Origin of the sequence: Ktedonospora formicarum (assembly GCF_016587355.1) — a bacterium.
GTDB classification, from domain to species: Bacteria; Chloroflexota; Ktedonobacteria; order Ktedonobacterales; family Ktedonobacteraceae; genus Ktedonobacter; species Ktedonobacter formicarum.
Window position 1 is genome coordinate 56,502 of sequence record NZ_BNJF01000011.1, and the last position, 18,563, is coordinate 75,064.

15 protein-coding genes and 1 pseudogene are annotated in these 18,563 nt (G+C 51.6%); 8 read left to right on the plus strand and 8 right to left on the minus strand.

Annotated features, from left to right (window positions below; genetic code table 11):
* The first annotated feature begins 1,242 nt into the window (after window positions 1-1,242).
* From K3T82_RS45840 to K3T82_RS45855, 4 genes are all read left to right on the plus strand, one after another.
* The gene (locus tag K3T82_RS45840; RefSeq protein ID WP_220200148.1) at window positions 1,243-1,791 is read left to right on the plus strand and encodes a helix-turn-helix domain-containing protein; all 549 of its coding nucleotides are present in this window, start codon (window positions 1,243-1,245) and stop codon (window positions 1,789-1,791) included.
* A gap of 41 nt (window positions 1,792-1,832) precedes the next feature.
* Window positions 1,833-2,522, plus strand: coding sequence for a transposase (locus K3T82_RS45845; protein ID WP_220200149.1), 690 nt, complete (start codon window positions 1,833-1,835; stop codon window positions 2,520-2,522).
* A gap of 75 nt (window positions 2,523-2,597) precedes the next feature.
* Window positions 2,598-3,155, plus strand: a complete 558-nt coding sequence (locus K3T82_RS45850; RefSeq protein WP_220198038.1) for a helix-turn-helix domain-containing protein — start codon at window positions 2,598-2,600, stop codon at window positions 3,153-3,155.
* Entirely contained in the window at window positions 3,142-3,729 is a 588-nt protein-coding gene (locus K3T82_RS45855; RefSeq protein WP_220200150.1) for a transposase, read from the plus strand. Before K3T82_RS45850 ends, K3T82_RS45855 begins: the two co-directional genes overlap by 14 nt.
* Before the next feature lie 26 nt (window positions 3,730-3,755).
* Here the strand turns inward: K3T82_RS45855 and K3T82_RS45860 are convergent, their stop codons facing one another.
* On the minus strand, window positions 3,756-4,316 hold the full coding sequence (locus K3T82_RS45860) for an IS630 family transposase (protein ID WP_220197484.1): 561 nt from the start codon (window positions 4,314-4,316) through the stop codon (window positions 3,756-3,758).
* Entirely contained in the window at window positions 4,292-4,816 is a 525-nt protein-coding gene (locus K3T82_RS45865) for a helix-turn-helix domain-containing protein (RefSeq protein ID WP_220197992.1), read from the minus strand. Before K3T82_RS45865 ends, K3T82_RS45860 begins: the two co-directional genes overlap by 25 nt.
* Before the next feature lie 118 nt (window positions 4,817-4,934).
* On the opposite strand from K3T82_RS45865, the gene K3T82_RS48805 reads away from it, so the two are divergent.
* The 4 genes from K3T82_RS48805 (at window position 4,935) to K3T82_RS45880 (ending at window position 8,221) form a co-directional block, all read left to right on the plus strand.
* Window positions 4,935-5,426 carry a winged helix-turn-helix domain-containing protein gene (locus K3T82_RS48805; RefSeq protein ID WP_236031946.1) on the plus strand — a complete coding sequence of 164 codons (492 nt, stop codon included), beginning with the start codon at window positions 4,935-4,937 and terminating at the stop codon, window positions 5,424-5,426.
* Window positions 5,427-5,431: 5 nt separating this feature from the next.
* Window positions 5,432-5,941 (plus strand): transposase, encoded by a 510-nt coding sequence (locus tag K3T82_RS48810; RefSeq protein WP_236031947.1) that lies wholly within the window; start codon window positions 5,432-5,434, stop codon window positions 5,939-5,941.
* A 124-nt stretch (window positions 5,942-6,065) separates the two neighbouring features.
* Window positions 6,066-6,644, plus strand: a complete 579-nt coding sequence (locus K3T82_RS49560) for a protein kinase domain-containing protein (RefSeq protein WP_220200151.1) — start codon at window positions 6,066-6,068, stop codon at window positions 6,642-6,644.
* Entirely contained in the window at window positions 6,599-8,221 is a 1,623-nt protein-coding gene (locus K3T82_RS45880) for a WD40 repeat domain-containing serine/threonine protein kinase (RefSeq protein ID WP_220200152.1), read from the plus strand. Before K3T82_RS49560 ends, K3T82_RS45880 begins: the two co-directional genes overlap by 46 nt.
* 1,571 nt (window positions 8,222-9,792) lie before the next feature.
* On the opposite strand, the gene K3T82_RS45885 is transcribed toward K3T82_RS45880, so the two are convergent.
* The 6 genes and pseudogenes from K3T82_RS45885 to K3T82_RS45910 all read right to left on the minus strand — a co-directional run bounded on the left by K3T82_RS45885 (window position 9,793) and on the right by K3T82_RS45910 (window position 18,468).
* Complete coding sequence (locus tag K3T82_RS45885; protein ID WP_220200153.1) at window positions 9,793-10,485, minus strand: hypothetical protein; 693 nt, start codon at window positions 10,483-10,485, stop codon at window positions 9,793-9,795.
* Between the two features lie 173 nt (window positions 10,486-10,658).
* Window positions 10,659-11,291 (minus strand): G1 family glutamic endopeptidase, encoded by a 633-nt coding sequence (locus tag K3T82_RS45890; protein ID WP_220200154.1) that lies wholly within the window; start codon window positions 11,289-11,291, stop codon window positions 10,659-10,661.
* A 449-nt stretch (window positions 11,292-11,740) separates the two neighbouring features.
* The gene (locus K3T82_RS45895) at window positions 11,741-12,352 is read right to left on the minus strand and encodes a hypothetical protein (RefSeq protein ID WP_220200155.1); all 612 of its coding nucleotides are present in this window, start codon (window positions 12,350-12,352) and stop codon (window positions 11,741-11,743) included.
* Window positions 12,353-12,737: 385 nt separating this feature from the next.
* On the minus strand, window positions 12,738-15,602 hold the full coding sequence (locus K3T82_RS45900) for an RHS repeat-associated core domain-containing protein (protein ID WP_220200156.1): 2,865 nt from the start codon (window positions 15,600-15,602) through the stop codon (window positions 12,738-12,740).
* 127 nt (window positions 15,603-15,729) lie between these two features.
* Complete coding sequence (locus K3T82_RS45905; protein WP_220200157.1) at window positions 15,730-15,930, minus strand: hypothetical protein; 201 nt, start codon at window positions 15,928-15,930, stop codon at window positions 15,730-15,732.
* A 13-nt stretch (window positions 15,931-15,943) separates the two neighbouring features.
* A pseudogene (locus K3T82_RS45910) lies at window positions 15,944-18,468 on the minus strand (PAS domain S-box protein).
* Between the last annotated feature and the right edge of the window lie 95 nt (window positions 18,469-18,563).

Consider the following 18,563-nt stretch of genomic DNA (forward strand, 5'->3'; position numbering starts at 1 on the left):
CACCCCAGATGCTCTTCCCACACTGATCACTCTCTCCCTGCCCTGACTCTTACCCACATGGCCTACCGCTTTTCATACTTTTCTCGCAAACAGGGGCGTTGCCGCCTGTTTCACTGCCATGCAGAGCATCCCATCATCCAGGCAGAACTAAACCGACCACGTTTCTCATTTCTGCACAGTGATACAGGAGCATTGCCATATCCGCACCCTTTTCCCTACAGACGAAGCTCATAGCTAGAAGGGAGGAAACGTCTCATCGCCATTGAGAGGGCTTTTCTCTATTGGCATACGATATTCCTCAGGCAGCATGAGCGTCTCACGTACACATCCTCTCCACCTTGGATCGAGCCCACGTTCATCAGGCTCATTCCACAGGTCTCCATACTCGAAACAAAGTCCTTTGGACCTCACCTGAATACCCTCCGTCCTCCAGATCGTTCGCGTAATCAACGCATCAATCGCATTATCCAGAGGAGTACCTTCGCAACAACATTCCTTTCGTTACTTCTCTCGATACCTCGTTGTATGAGATAATCGTGTCGTTCTTCAGAAGAGAGGGTATACCAATCTTCTGGCAGATGGGAGAAGCTGCGGTTTATCCATCCAGAGGCAAAAAAAGACACAAAAGGTTCAATGAGGAAGATAATGCCCATGAACAGGCAAAGAACGGTTACTATATTCCACCCTAAATAGATCACCACTAATACTCCTACGCTCGTATACAGAAATCCCAAAAGCAGTGTTTTGACATGAAAGGACCGATCAGATCGCATGTGACACTTCCTTACGTAGAGAGAAAAAGAGAGAGACACCACCTGTGCATTTGTTTAGCATACTGTGGGATTGCCGAAACATCCACAGCCGAAACGTGATATAGCTGAGTTAGGAATGTGAGCCTGAGCGCTAAAAAGGATGCTCTGTGAGATCACCGAATTGTTCTAGATCCGACTCTGGATCTTTCCCCCTTAATGGAGATCACCTTCTCGCTCACAACACGTTCTCATCACCATCTGGGAAAGGCACGCAAACCTGGACGCTCACTCGTGACATAACCACTCTCTTCTCTAGCCCCAGAAAGAGCAAATAAGCAACCATAGGCAACGTTAAACACATCACAGCGCATTTTCGGAACGTAGCTGCGTACACTAAGTGGGTCAATCCGCAATTACCTTGCGAAAAGGACGAGGGAATGAGAAAATATTTCCTAGAGATCGGGCCAACAAGTGAAGGAACAAGAATAAGATGGGAGCACGACAAAAGATCCCACTTCGTTCATTGAGCGAGGCAGAACGTGGCGTATTGCAACGAATCGCCAAGGCCAGCAGTGAGCGAGTTGATGCCGCCAAACGGGCCAAAGCACTTTTGGCAGTTGCCGATGGAAAGACCTTTACCCAAGCTGGTGGAGAGGTTGGTCTTTCCCGTGAGGGTGTTTCCCAGCTCGTGGAACGCTTCAATCAGAGCGGGCTTGCTGTCTTGCTCATCGCTCAGGGACGAGGAAGGAAGCCGATCTATGGAGTGCACGAGCGAGGGCTCGTAATCCAAGAATTGCAACGCCAACCCGATCGCATACATGATCAAACCGCGACCTGGTCGCTCAAGCTATTACAGCGAGCCTTACGACGAGGGACTCTGCCCTCCATCGGGGCAACCACCATTGGACGCATCCTCCATGAAGAGGGCTATCGTCTGCAACGTGATCGCACCTGGTGCCAGACGGGAACAGCCTTGCGGGTACGCAAAGATGGCGTCTATCGCGTTCAAGATCCCCAAGCGCAGGAAAAAAAAGATTAATTGAGCTGGCCTACCAGGTAGCGGAGAGTTGGGGGATCGCAGTGTGGTGCCAAGATGAAGCTGGTCCGTATGCAACCAGGCCTCAACCAGGGGCTTCCTGGCAGCTCCAAGGGCATCCACAACTGCAACCCCACGAATATCTGCGAGATGGGGGAGCCAAACTCATGACCCTGTTTCGCCCAGCCACTGGCGAGGTCCGCGCCAAAGGCGTCCACTCCGTGACGAACGCGGTTTTGCATCCCTGGATGCAAGAGCAATTGCTCGATATTCTTGCCAATGAGGGAGGACGCAAGAAAGATACCTGCCCCAGAGAGAAGAGAAGGGAGGCAACTCCCTATCATCAGTGGGAAACTTGGCTCGGCTGGCGTCTCAGTGATCGCTACCCTCCTGTGCGCATGATTTTGATCTGGGATAATTTGGCAGGCCATCGCAGTGATGCGATGGTTCGGTGGCTCTTTGAACACGGGATCATGCCCTTGTATACACCTCTTGGCGGCTCTTGGTTGAATATGGCTGAGTCCATGCAGCGTATCTTGGTGCGTCGGGCCTTGTCGGGTCAGTATCCTCAAACTCCTGAGCACATTATCAGCTGGTTGGAACAGACTGTAATCGGCTGGAACCAGGACCCAACGCCGTTTGTGTGGAATGGTAAGCGAAGAGAGCGCAGGCAACGAGCACGACTTCGACGCCTAGCTGGTTCTGGAGCGGCTCTCCTCTCTTACGCAAGGTAATTGCGGATTGACCCACTAAGTGGTGCATCCACCAAGTAATGGTAAAATAGGAACATCTCAAAAGTGAGGTGTTCCATGCCAAAGATTTTACAAGTACGAGCGATGACTGACGAAGAAAGCAAGATGATAGAGCATTTGAGCCGTTCTAGAACAGCGCCAGCAAGGCAGGTAGAAAGAGCCAAGATAGTGCAATGGGCGAGCGAACAACAGCGTGTTCCCCAGATCGCAACCCGGTTAGGAGTCGCGGAGAATACCGTGCGCAACTGGCTCCATCGCTTTAACGAGGCAGGATTACCTGGACTCTTTGATGAGGACCGAACCGGGCGACCGCCAACATATAGTCCCCAGGAGGTCTCAGTCGTGGTGGCGACCGCTCTTACCAAGCCCGATGACCTCGGTTTGCCCTTTGGGCACTGGACCCTAGATCGGCTTGAGGTGTACCTCAATGAGGAAAAAGGGATCGCCATCAAGCGCAGCCGGATCAACGAAATCTTGCAGGCGGAAGGGCTGCGATGGCGCAAAGATGAGCATTGGTTTGGCGAACGGGTTGATCCCGACTTCGCCAAAAAAGGGGGTCATCACCACCCTCTACACGGTTCCACCAAAGAGGAGCACCGTCGTGAATCTCGATGAAATGGGCCCTGAGTCGGCGAAAAGTTTTCTGGGGAAGAAACTGGTTCATGCTCAGCCCGCTCCAGAGAAGGGCAAGCCCGCCGAGCGGGCCAGCCAGGAGATCGACTATGGACGCCGGGCCAAGGGGTATATCTTTGGTGCCTTTCAACCTGCCACTGGCGAGGCGTTGACGAGGCCCTACGACCGGCGAACGACGGAAAACTGGATCGATTTTCTCAACCAGGTTGAGCAGTGGGTTCCCCAAAGCGTCGAACGCATCTACGCGATCTTGGATAATCTGGCAATGCATCGGGCAACCGATGTCCTGCTGTTTGCTTTGCAGTATCCGCGTTGGGAATTCGTCTTCCAGCCGACCTATGCCGCTTACTTGAACCTGATTGAGCCCTGGTGGAAAACGCTGCGTTCCCTGGCGCTCAAAGGGCGGCGCTTCGAGACCTGGGAACAGGTCTGTGATGCTATTGATCGAGCGACAGTTTACTGGAACGCTCATCGTCATCCTTTCGTTTGGGGGCGAAAGCGGCGTCATCGCCCTCGTCGTTCATCTGGGATTGCCATCCCGGCCAATGTCCGTTAATTTAGTGGATGCACCACTAAGTACACTCAACTAACTTTTTGGGCATTGGAACCAATCACTGACAGCATTTTTTCCGGGCACTGGTTAAAGCGGTCGAAGCAATCTTGGGCCGCCGTCAGCAGTGCCTGCTTGGTCTCAAACAATTCACAATGGGTAACTTCGCGACGAAAATGCCGCCAGAGCATTTCAATAGGATTGAGCCAGGGGCTATAGGTTGGCAGATAGAGCAAGATGAGCCGTCCAGCTGCCGCTCGCACAACTTCTTCCACTTCATCATCCTCATGCGTACCAGCATTATCCCAGGCGACATACATGGTTCCAGTTGGATGCTTCTCAACCAGGACTTCCAGCAACTGAGCAATCTCCTTTCGGCGCTTGCGACGCTGAAACTGGACCACCGTTTCACCCGTATGATAGTTCACAGCTCCAATGCCATAATACTTGTCCGGCTGCTTGGGCGTTGGGATCATGACCTGCCGTCCTTTTCGGCTCCACATCGCACGCAACGTTGGAAACCAACTGAGATTGAACTCGTCGGCATAATAAAAGACGTCTCCCTCTTTTAGACCGTCACGCGCCTCTTCGATCGTCTTTTTTTTTCCAGATACTCTGGATCAGGGCTACTTACTTTGTGTTGAGGACGCGAGAGCACGACCTCTCCGGCTTTGAGCACCTGACGCACGGTTTCGATGGACGCTCGAATGCCTGTTTGTTCTGCCATGTAATCGGCGAGCCGTTGCAATGTCCACATCGAATATGGCTGATCTAAGCTGCGGGGCCGACGCCGGACTGCTGCCAAGACCTGCTCTTTGTACGCTTGCGTGATCTTTGGCGGAGGACCAGGCATTGGTCGATCTTTCAACCCTTCAATTCCTTCCGCCATCCAACGTTTGAGCCAGTTGCGGACCGTTTGGGTCGCTTCCCGCACAATGGGAGCAATGACCGACACTCTCAGTTGCTGTTCTCCGGCGAGCAAGATGATTTGAGCCCGGGTACGCAGTCGCGGGTCTTTTGTCGTTCGGTACAGTTTCTCTAACGCTTCCAACTCTTCTGTTGTCAGGGACGGTATCTCCAGGGGCGCTCGCATGGATCCCTCCATTTTTTCTGACAGTTTACCTCATTTCACAAAACATTGCTTGATTGTACTTACTGACCTCGCGAGAGAGAGCTAAAGTAAAAGAGCTACCAGCCGAAAGAAAGGAGGTATGGGAGCACCAAAGAAAGCTGATTGGCGAGAAGAAAGGCGTAAACGCGCCTGGGAACTGAAACAAGCTGGATGGAAACAAAAAGAAATTGCAGAGGCACTAGGAGTGACAGAGGGGGCAGTGAGCCAGTGGATGAAGCGCGGGCGAGAAGGAGGAGAAGAAGCCCTCAAAGCCAAGCCTGCGAACGGAGCCACCCCGCGTCTGAGGGCGGACCAACAAGCACGCATCCCACACGTGCTGGCGAAAGGAGCACCCGCCTACGGATTCTGCGGAGAGGTCTGGAATAGCCGGAGATTGGCGGTAGCAATCAAGCAAGAGTTTGGGGTGAGCTATCATCCCGATCATTGTGGGTATTTGGTGCGCAAGTTAGGCTACAGTTTGCAGAAACCGGTGGAACGGGCCACTCAGCGCAATGAGCAAGCGATAGAGTACTGGAAAACGCACCACTGGCCCATGCTGAAAAAAAAGCCGAGCAGGAACAGCGGACGATAGTTTTTGTGGATGAAGCAGGCTTTTATCTGCTGCCAATGACTGTACGTACCTACGCTCTACGAGGGCATACGCCCGTACTGCGTGTCAAGCTGACACGTGATCATCTCTCTGCGATTGGGGGCATTACTCAGAAAGGGCGAATCTTCATGCAACAGCAAGAGCGTGCATACAATGCCGAAGACGTGGTGCGATTTTTACGCATGCTGTTGCGCAAGATTTCTGGCAAGCTGCTTGTCATCTGGGATGGATCGCCCATCCATCGCGCAAACGCCATCAAAGAGTACCTCGCGACTCGCGAGGGCAAAAGGCTGCATCTGGAACGCTTGCCTGGCTACGCTCCTGAATTGAATCCGCAGGAACAGGTCTGGAATCTACTTAAACGTCGTGAACTCAAGAACCTGTGCTGTGAGGATTTGCCTCACCTGAGTCAAGAGCTTGTACGCGCGAAGGAACGCCTGCGCCATCGACAGGAAGCCCTTCGTCACTGCTTTGCCCACACTCTTGATGAGGTTTAGTTGTTTCTCACGAGGTCAGTAGTAGCAGGCTTTACAATACAATCCATTTGACAATCCGCCCCTGTTTTCGTTTATACTCATGCATATATTTATCACCATTCCTGATAAGGAGCGCCCCCTCTCAATGCTATTTTGTGATTATTGTGGTGCCGAAAATAGCGACACCGTAGCCCAATGTATCTTTTGTCATCAACCCCTTATTTCCACTACCACAACCGCGTCTTCCTCCTCTTCGGGGCTGCAACAATTGCTGCTTCCAGCCAGTGCAGCCCCCTCCTCGCCCCAGGCCACTCCTCCTCCCAACCCACAAGCATCCGCTTCACTCCTGTACCAGAAATATCGTCTCCTTGAGCAGATCGGTGAAGGTGGCTATGCCTCCATCTACAAGGCTTGCGAGCGCGAAAACCAGCGCCTGGTGGTCGCCATTAAAGCCATCAACCTGCAGGGTATGAGCGCTGACCAGATCATTGATGCCACCGCAACCTTTCATACAGAGCTCACCATCCTGAGCACGCTCAAGCATCCGGCAATTCCTACCCTCTACGACCACTTCACCGACGCCTCCCACTGGTACCTCGCCATAAGCTTTATTGAGGGCAAACGCTGGAGAAGTATTTCTCGACTCTCACCCTGGACAAGTATCGCGATCCGCAGACAATGTGTACGCTGTTTGAGATCGCCCTTGAGCTTTGTAATGTCCTGATGTATATGCATCGCCAGGAGCCAAGCGTGATCTATCGCGATCTCAAACCCGCCAATATCATGCTCGGTCCTAAAAACCGCGTCACGCTGATCGACTTTGGCATCGCGCGCCACTTCAAGCCTGGACAGAGCAAAGACACGATTCCCTTTGGCTCTCCAGGCTATGCCGCCCCAGAACAATATGGCAAGGCCCAGACGACACCGCGCTCCGACATCTATAGCCTGGGCGCCCTGCTCCACCAGATGCTCACAGGCCAGGACCCGGCTGAGCATCCCTTTGCGTTCCCCCCCATTCACATCACCACGCCCGGCCTTCCCTTGGAACTGGGTAGCTTCATTGCTCGTATGCTTGCATTATCTCCTGAGGAGCGCCCCACAAGCATGGTAGAGGTCCAATATCAACTCAAGCAGGCCTACATCGGCCTTAAGGACCGACTCAGCGACAAAGTAGAGAACTCAGTCCCAGTTCCAGCACTGGTAAGCCGCCGGGCCATGGTGGGCTGGGGCGCATTTGGACTCGTAGGCCTCGCAGCAATTGGCATTACTGCGCTCTTCGACAAGCACATGCAACCTCCAGTTTCCATCCAATCACCCTCTACACAAGCCCCTACCGCCACTCCCGTCACCTACGTCACGCCAGACGATACCATTCCACGAACTCCTGAGTTGACGAAAATTAAAGTGGTAGCGACACAAAGGGTCCCCAATCAGGAAGTCGCCGCCGCCTTTGTCAATGGAGTTGATGTTCCCTTTAATATCCTAGCCAGTACTAACAATAATGTTCATGTTCTCTATGTGGACCACATCGTCTCTTATACTGGTCACATAAAGCCTGTCAAATATATCTCCTACACAACCGGGGGCACCGATGTTGCCACGTGCGCTGAAAATGAGACCGTTGTACACATCTGGGATTGCGCAACTGGACAAGCCACAATGCGACTTCATGCTCCTGCGCCAGTTGTTGCGTTGTGTTTATGGGAAAATATGCTTGCTGTGGCCTGCGACGACAACACGGTGTACCTGTATGATCTTTCAAACACCTCCGACGCGACTCATCCCACCCCTGTCCGTACGTATCCGACCCTCATGCCGATCACAGCTCTGATTGTTCAGCAACCAGTAGATACCAATTTCTACGATCATCTTTACCTAGGGATTGGCTTCCAGAATGGGATCGTACAGGTATGGGCAGATACTGACATAGTCACTCAATATGAGCATTCGAAGGCGATTACAGCTCTACAATGCTGGGATCAGCTTATTGTCTCTTCCAGCCTCGACCAGACTGTACAAGTCTATCAGTTTACGACGAACACATCTTTTGCGCTGTACCTGGGACATACACACAAGGTCAATACCGTCACCTGGCTCACTTATAACACGCTCGCTTCGCTCGATGAGAGCGGAGAAGTGCATATTTGGACCTATCCTTCAGGCAAGATCGTTCTTACAGAACCATTACTGACGACCAGAGCTGATCCCCACTACCATATGAAGACAAGTGTCGCAAAATCTCACTATTACCTCTCATGTCTTACATCTCCAACCTCCATCACGACCTATCACATTTCGTAAATCGTAGGGTCGATGCTGGCATGGACGCGCCCCTTGACAAGCATGGTTTCGCTCTTCCTGCATATGCTGTGCGAAGCGGAGAGAAACGTTCATGCAGCATAGCCCCTATGGTGGAAGCACCACAAAGTGATGCTCAGCTGTTCATCTGGGCAGGAGGGAGAATGAATGAAAGTTAGCCACACCTGAGAATCGCCCTTATGACTCTAAGCAGAGTCCAGGTGGAGGGTGAGAACACAATGCAGGGCAGCAGCCCATCCCCGATTCGCTGGCTCAGGCCCTCCCTGCCCAGGTCGTCTCCCTGCTCCTGCAAGGGGTCGCGCCCACTGCCCTCCCGCGCCAGTACCACGAGGTGATCTTCCAGACGGTCAAACTGGGCCCCTCTGTCCGCTATCTATGGTGTAGTGACCGCTGGAGAGCGTTCCTTGCACCTCATAATAGGTGAAGCTTCCCTCATCTTCATCCCAATCAAGGCAAGCAGATAAGTACTCTAGGCGCGCACGTACAAAAAATGGGTCGTACCAGGTGGTAATGGTCTGAGCAATGACATAGCTTGAACTCCTTCTCTCACGAACGATGAGGGGCTGCCTGCTCATCAAGACGACACGATAGGCAGGAGAGCCCCAGTAGAAAAATCGAGGCAGAGAACTAGGGCCAACGAGGGCTCTGGAAGGGCTCCTTGATGCAAGGAGGAAGCTGCACCCTCCACTCTTGGGCAGGGCAGCGATTCGCATGTTCCTGGTGGTAAGGGAAGCCAGATCGTGAGCGTCATCAACGCATCAATCGCATCATCCAGAGGAGGACCTTCGCAACAACGTTCCCTTCGTTACTTCTCTTAATAAATTGATGTATTGTACGATCGTGTCGTTCTTCAGAAGAGAGAGTCTGCCAATCTTCTGGCAGGCGGGAGAGGATGCGGTGTATCCATCCAGAGGCAAAAAATGACACAAAAGGGTGAACGAGGAAGGTAATGCCCATGCACAGACCAAGAACGGTTATTATATTCCATCCTAAATAGATCCCCCGATACTCCTACACTCGTACACAGAAATCCCGAAAGCAACGTTCTGAAATTAAAGGGCCGATCATAGCGCATGTAACACTTCCTTACGTAGAGAGAAAAAGAGAGACACACCACCTGTGCATCTGTTTAGCATACTGTAGGATTGCCGAAACGTCCACAGCCGAAACGTGATATAGCTGAGCAAGAAATGTGAGCCCCTAGGCATCTTGTCTGCAGTTCGTGGGCCATACCAACGTTTCAACTGGAAAGCAAACTCGGTGAGAACTGCGTTCCCCTCCATTACATGTACATTCGCTTGGAAGGTGAGCACATCTCAGACTCCCCATCCTTTACCCAATCAAGCAACTCACCCCCCTCTCCATCCAGTTTCAGTCCGAGGCACTGATCTAGAAAGCCAGCCTCATCCCCCATCATCAAGGGAGCACAAGAACCCTGTCAACGCCGCAGTTGTCGCTTCACATTGCACACCATCTCCGGTTCACGCTTACCCTCGATCTCCCAACACAGTTTCAACACATCCACCGCCGTCTCCCGCAATAACCTCTTCGGATCACTGCGGGAGACGGAAACCACGAAAAGAAAGTATCGATCTCCAATCCTGCTGCCCAAGAATGTTCACCCGATGCTCTTGTAATTCTGCGGCAAAGTGCATGTGAATCTGAGAAAGAACGTCTTCAACAGTACAGGGGAAAGCACTTTGGCGGATATTTATCGGGGTCAGATAGAGCGAGTGCTGACGCATCACGCGTTTATTATACCGAAGCAGGATGGATTGGAGAGGACCAAAAGCATTCGTTCGCATGGAGCGAGCAAAAATCGCTTCGTAGCTATAGACATCGATACCAATGACCGGTATATCACCGGGGGCCAGATACGGAAATACGGCTCGTATCTCTTGCCAGTACAGAAATATGGGAACACAGATCGCTGGTAGGTAACCCGTGTAGAGCAGAGGCCCAGGCAAGAAGATGCCCTCATGCGTGATGTGAAGCACTGGCGGCTTCAGCCATGGCCGAATGAACCAAGACGCCCAAAAAAGCAACAGTGCTCCCGCAAGGAGCAACGAGAGAACGTAGATGAGAAGCGAGTAAACATCTGTTCTGAGCGGTGGCCTCAAGACAAAGAGTCTCCAGTAAAAATAGGCAAAATAGAGAAAGGTGAAAAGATGAAAAAACCATCCACCTTTGGACAGGCGAGGACTGCGTTTCAGAGGAATACGCATCTGTGCTTCCGTTTTCTGCATACGGTTCCTTCCCGATGAATATCGATCATGGGAGATCGAAACCATCATTCAACAACAGCAGTAGGCAACTCTTAACGCAAGTCTGCTCTCATACAAGAGGTTCCCAACCATCGACGTGTGGACATCACGTAATACGTCCCTTGATGCATTCTTGCATTCTGTTCATAGCACCCTCAAGCATGTCGAACCGAGAATGCATCGGGAAGCGAAATCGGGCTCGGGGAAGCAAGAACCTCGTCATGTTGCTCCATAGAGATTTGCAGCATCTTTAACGCCCCAATCGAATACCACCCATCAGAATAATGCACTTGTGCATTCGTAAATCGGACTGGTGAGAAACGCTGTAACGGATATAAGGGAACATCCAATTCCGTTGAATTGAGGCTTGGGTCCTCGACGATGAAGTCAGCATAGACTTGACTCGAAGAATACGTGATTCTTTTCGTATACTCGGTTCCTCGCGTCACATCTCGTAATGAGAGAACCCAATGCTCATGACTTCCGGGCTCAAGCTCCATAACCGCAGCAATCCTATCACCTGGAGCAACCGTCATTGACGTCAACTGACTTAATTCTGGAAGCGTTTCATACCAGACTTTATGAGTGGTCTTTCCCTTTTCATCAGTATAGGCAAGTGTTCCGATCTGGACAAGCTCATGGTATTTGGTCTCCCATCCACCTACTCCAATCCAGATGTAGACATTGGCATTCGGCTTCCCAGCGACATCAGGCTCAATCCACTGCGCTCGTACGCCTTCAACACCTTTCCGCAGAGAGGTATACCCACTCCAAGTCTCACTTTGCATCTCATACCATCCAGGGAGAGCCCCAGGCGGAAGAGGAAGTGCTGTTGGTGAGGATGTAGCTCTTCCAGTAGGTGCCGAGATGTATTTTGAGTTATTAGAATTAACGCTAGGGGAGCACCCACAAAAAAGAATTGAGCAAAGGAAAATAGAATAAAATAAAAATTTCATGCTTGAGTCCCTCCGTGTGCTTATGTAAGCACCATCAGCAGAATCGGTTTTGAACGTAGTTCAATAGAATTGGTCTCACTGACATAGGATTCTTTATGTACATACCTACGCCAAATGATTAACATGGGCATTGAAGAATAGAATCATCTATAGCATGAATATGAACATTGGAAGAAAAAAAGCACTTTGCTTTTTTTCTTCCAATGTTCATATTAAGAGATTACACCCATACCCATATATATACGATGCTCTTCATTTTCCCTCGCGAAATTAGCAAATTGTTACTTTCGTACTTTATCCCTTATACTGAGATACTGCACATAGACACCAATGGTTAGAGACAAAAGCAAAACTATGATTGGAAAAAGTATAAAAATAAGCAAATACCAGTGAAAAAGCTCTTTAAGAAGAAGCAAATTTATTTCAAACATTAAATATACGAGAAACAACCAAATACCAATTGAAAATAAGAGACTGCTAAACAGTTTCAAGGTTTTGGGTGCTTTATGCATAGGTATAAGTGGAATGCCTCTATGTTCCTGTTGCATTTGTTTCATACTAGAAGTCAAACGGTGCCAGTCTAGGGTTAAAAACAAACTTGGTAAAATCATAATGCAGCCTACTAAGCCAATAAAAAAAGGTAAAAAGTGCAGCAAAACAGCTAACATATAACCAAATATTTGTAGGAAAATTATTAAAATATAGCTTACCCAACTGTATTTCGCAAACCAATACATTAAAAGAGACCCAAGCGGCTGTGCAGAATAAGGATGTATCTCCTGGTTTTTACTACAGTTACGAGTTTGTGCTCTCATAACCATTATGGCAACGGAAATACCTAAGCTTATTAAGCAAACGATAATCGGCGCTATAATCACAACAAAGTGTTTCATGGCAATAGAAATCTCCTCTTTTACATAAGCCCCACTTTAAAAGAGGCTAATGCAATAACTAATGCAATAACCAATGACGCTATAAAATAATAAAAGCTGTGGCCCTCTCTACCTGACTTAATATAGTCACAAACTTCAATGCGCAAAGCTGGACATTGGCAAACATTCCTGCTCATAACAAAAACCAGTTTTAAAACCTATATCAAAGCCAATAAAAAGGGCCTACAACAAAACTCTTAATAGGGAAACTTGACTGGATGTCCTTTTTCAAACTACCCGCTAGGATGATAGCAAAACACCTTACATTCTTCCCAAGAGTACTAAACTATTCAATGTTACATACTTCACCTTTGCTTTCTGTTAATCCATTTTATTATGTTCAAAATTATTCCCCAAACTGATAGTGAAGCACGTCTTTTTCAGCTTCATGATTCCACGTCCTAAACACAATTGCATTCGCTATAAGGAAGCCTGAAGCAGCAATTTCAGGCCCTGCTGATCCAAACTTAAATTCCCAAGGGATTTGCCTCAAAGCCCCTTCTGCGAGTCCAGACAGATCAGCGATAATATCGACTAGGTTGTTTACGTTATCAAAGAATTCAACAACATTATCGCGTTCAGACCCCCATTCGCTCGCTAATTGACTTGCTGTCGCATAATAATACCCTGCCAATAAGCCAGCTTCTATGCCTATAGCAACTAAAGCCCAGGCCACCACACTTATGTGAAAAGCTAATGCTTTCCCAGCCGCCCCAACCAGAGGGTTACCTTTATCTGCGATTGCAGATAGTCCAGTAATATAGGCAACTAACTGGCCCAATGTTATTGCTAACACTTCAGCGGCAGCTGCAAACACTGCATACTTCCATGCTGTATTCATAAGCGCATTTTGAGCCTTCCCAGAGTCTGTTTTTGGCTTAGAAAACTCACCATAGGCTCCCATCGCAGTTTTGTAATCCTTATTTGTCGTTGATGTTTTAGTGCCACCACCTTTCTTACCGCCTCCACTACCGCCACTAGGATGTACACCACTCGTCGGTTTCCCAACACTACCTCCTCCAGTGCCTCCGCCTCCACTATTCCCAGGATGCGTACCACCTCCTACACCACCAACACTACCTCCTCCAGTGCCTCCGCCTCCACCATTCCCAGGATGCGTACCACCTCCTACACCACCACCATCTCCAACACCCACGAACCTATGTCCACTTGGGTCCGTAAAGGATTCAGGATTCCCTTTCACATATGCATAGGGGTTGGCCCCTTGCGCATTTCCTTGCTCACTATCCGGTGAAATGAAGATGCCGACAACGGGGTCATAGTAGCGGGCGTTATAGTAATCGAGGCCCGTACCATCCTGATACTGACCCGTATAGCCTTTCTCCGTTCCCGTTGAGCCGGAGTTATAAAGGGTATTCCCGTAGGGTCCGTAGGCACGATTCCCAAGCACGGTCCCGTTGCTATCAAAGGACGAGATGACACTATTGAGCTCATCGGTGAGGAAAAACTGGGTCTTGGTGCCATCTGATTTGGCAATCAGATGTCCGCCAAAGGTATAGTAGAAGGTGTCACTCTGATGGGTTCCTGCTCCATCATAGGCGTGTTCTTCTGTCCCAAAGGCATACACGGTGATGTTCGTGCCACTTGTCGTGGTACTACGACGCAACAACCGTGAACCGGACCCATCGTAGGCATACCACTCATGCGTGTCACACTCCCACCGCACTAAGCGATTGTTGAGGTCATACGACAGGGTTGCCGTTTTGCCCTGATAGGTCCTGGTTGCCATATTGCCCCAGAGGTCATAGGTCGCGCTGTAACTGGCAGTGGCTCCACTCCTGGTGCCACAGGTCGTGCCACTTGGATAAAGGCCGGTCACCTGATGCGGATGACCACTATCACAATAGAGATAGGCCTGAGAAAGCCCTTGACTGTTGAGTGGTGCAATCCAGAGTTGCCCCAGATGCGTAAAGGCGTACCCCGTATTATAGTTTGCTCCAGTGAGCGTGTTACTTGGCGTGGCGTTGCCGCATTGCCCATTGCCAGGTCCTGGTGGGGTGCCACTATTGCCCGCCCAGACGAGGCGATTGAGTTCGTCATAACAGAAGTTTTGGGTTTGAGTACCTCCAGAAGTGCTCTGTCCGGGGACTGCCGCTTGAATGGTCGTCGCGCTGAGAGCATTGCCTACCGCGTCGTAGGTACGACCACTCTGGAAGATGGTCGTTCCGCTCTGTTGCAAGGTCGAGGTGGAGCCGGTAGGACGCAAGTTCGCATCATACTGATAGCTAGATGTTGCAAGCGTCGTCGACCCATTGAGATAATTGAGCGCACCTAACAAGCCATGGTTGTTATAGGTCGCCTTCACGATGTTAGGAATGGTGGTCGCGTTGTTGCTCAAGCCGGTTAACTGGCCTGTCGTACTGTCGTAAGCATTGGTGAAGATGGAACCATTCTGGCTCCCCGCAAATGTCTGCGCCGTCGTTGGACGACCATCATTGTCATAGGCTTGCGTCAATGTATAGGTTGGAAGTGGCGTACTGACGTTCCAACTCGTTGGAAGTTGGAATTGTAAGGTACTGGTGATGGGAAGCCCACGCTGATTATATTGATACTGTTGGGTCGTCGTGACAGCAGTATTCTCCGGACTTGGATAATACGTGGTTGCTACCGTCTGGGTCAGCTGCCCAAGAGGGAAATCATCGATCCCACTCGTTCCCAACACACTGGTATCATAGGTGTTCTGAACCAGGGGATGGCTCCCACTGCTACAGGCACCTGAACCATCCGTCGTCGGAGCCGCATCCTGGGCACATACCGCCCGACCTAATAGATCATAGCTGACGCCAATCGTGCGTGTATTCGACCCACTCGTTGTGACCTGAGTAATAGCACGCCCATCTTCATCATAGGTATAAGTAAACGTGCCCCGATCAGGATCAATAGACTTCGTCAGGTGTCCTTGATCATCATACTGAACCGTCGTGCTTACCTGAGTGATGGTCTGGCTTGGCTGCGGTTGCTCATCGGTCATCGAAACCTGGGTCACCTTCCCGATGGCATTATACTGCATCTCCTGTTGTGCAACGATATCGCTATCGGGCATGTCATCGCCAAGCGCCTTATGCGGGCCATACCACTGCACATAACGCGTTTGTTGGAGCCCATCGGTCAGGGTCACTATTGTGTGACTATTGCTATCAAAGGCCGCCGCAGCCTCTATTGGAGAGGAAAAGACGCATTTGCAACACATCGCCACAGCTGTTACTCTCAATATCGTGCGCAGTCTGGCATGGTTTGAGGGTCTGCCTCGTGCTCAGACTCGCCGTTCCGCTTTTGTTCGCCTCTACGACGTGGCTTAAAGGGATTCGCCAGTGGTATCAACTTCGCGGAAGACCCACACTCCGCCATATGAGTGTGGGATGCAAAAGAGAGACGCCGTGATGCGCAGCAAAGCCGCCAGATCCAGGCAGGGCGTTCAACGCCGAGTGTGTCCGCAAGATGCTGGTCTGTGATGGCGGCGGAAGCTGTGCCGAAACAGCTTCCGCCGCCATCATCGTCTCGGTTGACGCGCACGCCACGCGCGTCAACTGCTCAGGCATCCCTCATGAGAGGAAGGGTCACCGTAAAGGTCGAGCCTTTCCCAACAGCACTGTCCACCGTGATGGTTCCTCCATGATGGTTGACGATCTCGGCCACAATGTAGAGTCCCATGCCCAGGCCCGGAATCGCTTTCTGCTTGGAATCAGTGACCCGATAGAACCGCTCAAAAATTTTGTCGCGCAGCTCTCGCGGGATGCCCAGGCCGTGATCGTGGACACGGATCGTGACCGCATCGTCGGAGGCGGAGAGATCCATCTCAACGGTCCTGACATCTGGCGAATACTTGATGGCATTGCTCAGCAGGTTGGTAAAGACCTGTCCGAGCCGGTCTCGATCTCCGATCAGGCTGGTCTGCACGCTCCCACGGACCTGGGTGGTATGGCTTGGATGGAGGTGATGGATGGTGGCAGTGACCTCCCGCAACAACTCGTCGAGATCCACCCGCTCCCGGACGTACTCCAATCCGCCCGCCTGGATCTTAGAAACATCCAGTAACTCTGCGATCAGGCGTTCCAGCTGCTTGATCGACCTCTCCACCCTGGAAAGCGCTGTGGCCGCTTCGCGCTGGGCGTGCTTTTCGAAGCGTTTGCGCACGAGTTGGGTCTGCATCTTGACAGCCGTGAGCGGGGTCTTGAGTTCATGGCTGGCTATGCTGATAAAGTCATCCTTGCGTTGCTCCAGTTCCTTGCGCGCCGAATTATCTAGCACAAAGTTGATCACCTGGCATGGGTGATGCTGGAAGAGGACCCCACCCACGAGCACTGGAAGGCGACTGCCATCTTGACAGATGTACTCTTTCTCATAGGGCGTTATAGACTGCTGGGTGTCAAGTTTCTGATGAGCCTCTACGGTCCGAGCCAGATATTCTGGAGCCGTCATAGGCATCACGTTCATTTGCCCGGCACGCAGGTCTTCGCGGGTAGAGCCGGTCATGTGCAGAAAGGTGTCGTTGGCGTCCACGATTTGCTCGCCTTCGGTGATAATGATGCCGATAATGTTGGAGTTCATCAGGGTATTCGCGTGCTCCTGGCTCTGGCGCAGGGCTTCCTCCGTCCGTTTCTGTTCCTCGATGTCAGTGCCGGTGCCAAACCACTTGACGATCTGGCCTCCTTCATCACGTACCGGTACCCCGTGAGTTAAGAACCAGCGATAGGCGCCCGTTTGGCCCTCCTTGAGGCGATATTCGATCTCATAGGGTTCACCCATTGCGAGCGCCTGATGCCAGATCTTCAGGGTGCGCTGAGCATCGTCAGGGTGCAAAAACTGGCTCCATCTATGACCCAATGCTTGTGCGGGGGAGGAACCACTATAGTCATACCGCCGTTGATTCCAGTACTCCACACAGCCATCTGGCGACGTCGTCCACACCAACTGTGGCACCGTTTCTGCCAGCACACTCAAGCTCTCTCGACTTTCTTTGAGCTGCTGCTCCGTCCGTTTCTGCTCCTCAATGTCGGTGCTAGTACCAAACCATTTGAAAATCTGGCCGGTGTCATCACGCACCGGCAGCGCGCGGGCTAAGAACCAGCGATACTCCCCAGTCGTGCCCTGGCGCAGGCGCACTTCCGTTTCATACACTCCGCCGGTCTGGACGGCGCGCTGCCACGCGTAGCAAACGCGCGGCTGGTCTTCAGGATGAAGACACTGCATCCACCCCTCCCCCTGGGCCTCTGCGGTGCTCTGGCCAGTATAGTCATGCCAGCGTTGATTAAACAAGTCATGAAAGCCGTCCGGTTGCGTGGTCCAGACCAGCTGGGGGATGGCGTCGATGAGGGCATGGATTTCTGCTTCGGCGCGCTTGCGCTCGGTGATGTCGATGCCGGTGATGACGAGGTACGCGACGTGGTGATCTGCATCCCTGCGGGGGGTGACCACAACGTCCAGGTGGCGATCCAGTCCTTCCCTGGGGTGAATGACCGTCTCGAACCGCACGGTTTCTCCCCTGCTGGTGCGTTTGATGGCGGTGCGCAGCTGCGCTTGACTAACCGGATAAAAGGACCACCACCAGGTTTCGGCGAGCGGGTAACCAATGACCTCCTCGCGTCGGAGCTGCGCCTCCGCCAAAGGGGGGACCTCATTGATTTCCAGGACGATCCCCTCGGGGGTCAGCACCACGCCGCTCCTGCTATACAAGCCATCCAGGTCGTCGAGGCCAAGACGCTCGCCCTGGTGGACATGCACCATCAGTCCCCCAACTGTGGGAGCGATCTGCACATGCAGCCAGGCCCCGTTACGGGAGATTCATACTCCACTTCGGCGGGTTTTCGGGTCTGTCTGGTCTGCTGGACGGCCTGGTAGAGTGTGGCGCTTACCAACTGGGGAGCGCCGCGCCACAAGGGCTTGCCCACTACGTCCTCTCGTGTGACGCCAAGCAGGGCCTGCGCGCTCGCATTGGCATAGACAATCGTGGCGGCCTCATCGACGATAAACAGGGCACCTGGAAGCGTCTCAAGAAGTGTGAGGAGCGTGTCACTCGATGCAGGAGTGACATGCTGGGTCTGTTCGGTATTCGACATCGTGCGGTAGTTATCCTTTTCACGTACCCCCATCCCTGAGAACGAAGACGCATTCCTGCTCGCACATCAAGAAATATATTGCATACGATGGGCTC

Coding starts and splice junctions, on each gene's coding strand:
- K3T82_RS45840 (WP_220200148.1), top strand. CDS start 1,243: ATGGGAGCACGACAAAAGATCCCACTTCGTTCATTGAGCGAGGCAGAA.
- K3T82_RS48805 (WP_236031946.1), top strand. CDS start 4,935: ATGGGAGCACCAAAGAAAGCTGATTGGCGAGAAGAAAGGCGTAAACGC.
- K3T82_RS45890 (WP_220200154.1), bottom strand. CDS start 11,291: ATGCAAAGTGAGACTTGGAGTGGGTATACCTCTCTGCGGAAAGGTGTT.
- K3T82_RS45885 (WP_220200153.1), bottom strand. CDS start 10,485: ATGCAGAAAACGGAAGCACAGATGCGTATTCCTCTGAAACGCAGTCCT.
- K3T82_RS45880 (WP_220200152.1), top strand. CDS start 6,599: ATGTGTACGCTGTTTGAGATCGCCCTTGAGCTTTGTAATGTCCTGATG.
- K3T82_RS45865 (WP_220197992.1), bottom strand. CDS start 4,816: ATGCGAGCGCCCCTGGAGATACCGTCCCTGACAACAGAAGAGTTGGAA.
- K3T82_RS45895 (WP_220200155.1), bottom strand. CDS start 12,352: ATGAAACACTTTGTTGTGATTATAGCGCCGATTATCGTTTGCTTAATA.
- K3T82_RS45900 (WP_220200156.1), bottom strand. CDS start 15,602: ATGTGTTGCAAATGCGTCTTTTCCTCTCCAATAGAGGCTGCGGCGGCC.
- K3T82_RS49560 (WP_220200151.1), top strand. CDS start 6,066: ATGCTATTTTGTGATTATTGTGGTGCCGAAAATAGCGACACCGTAGCC.
- K3T82_RS45850 (WP_220198038.1), top strand. CDS start 2,598: ATGCCAAAGATTTTACAAGTACGAGCGATGACTGACGAAGAAAGCAAG.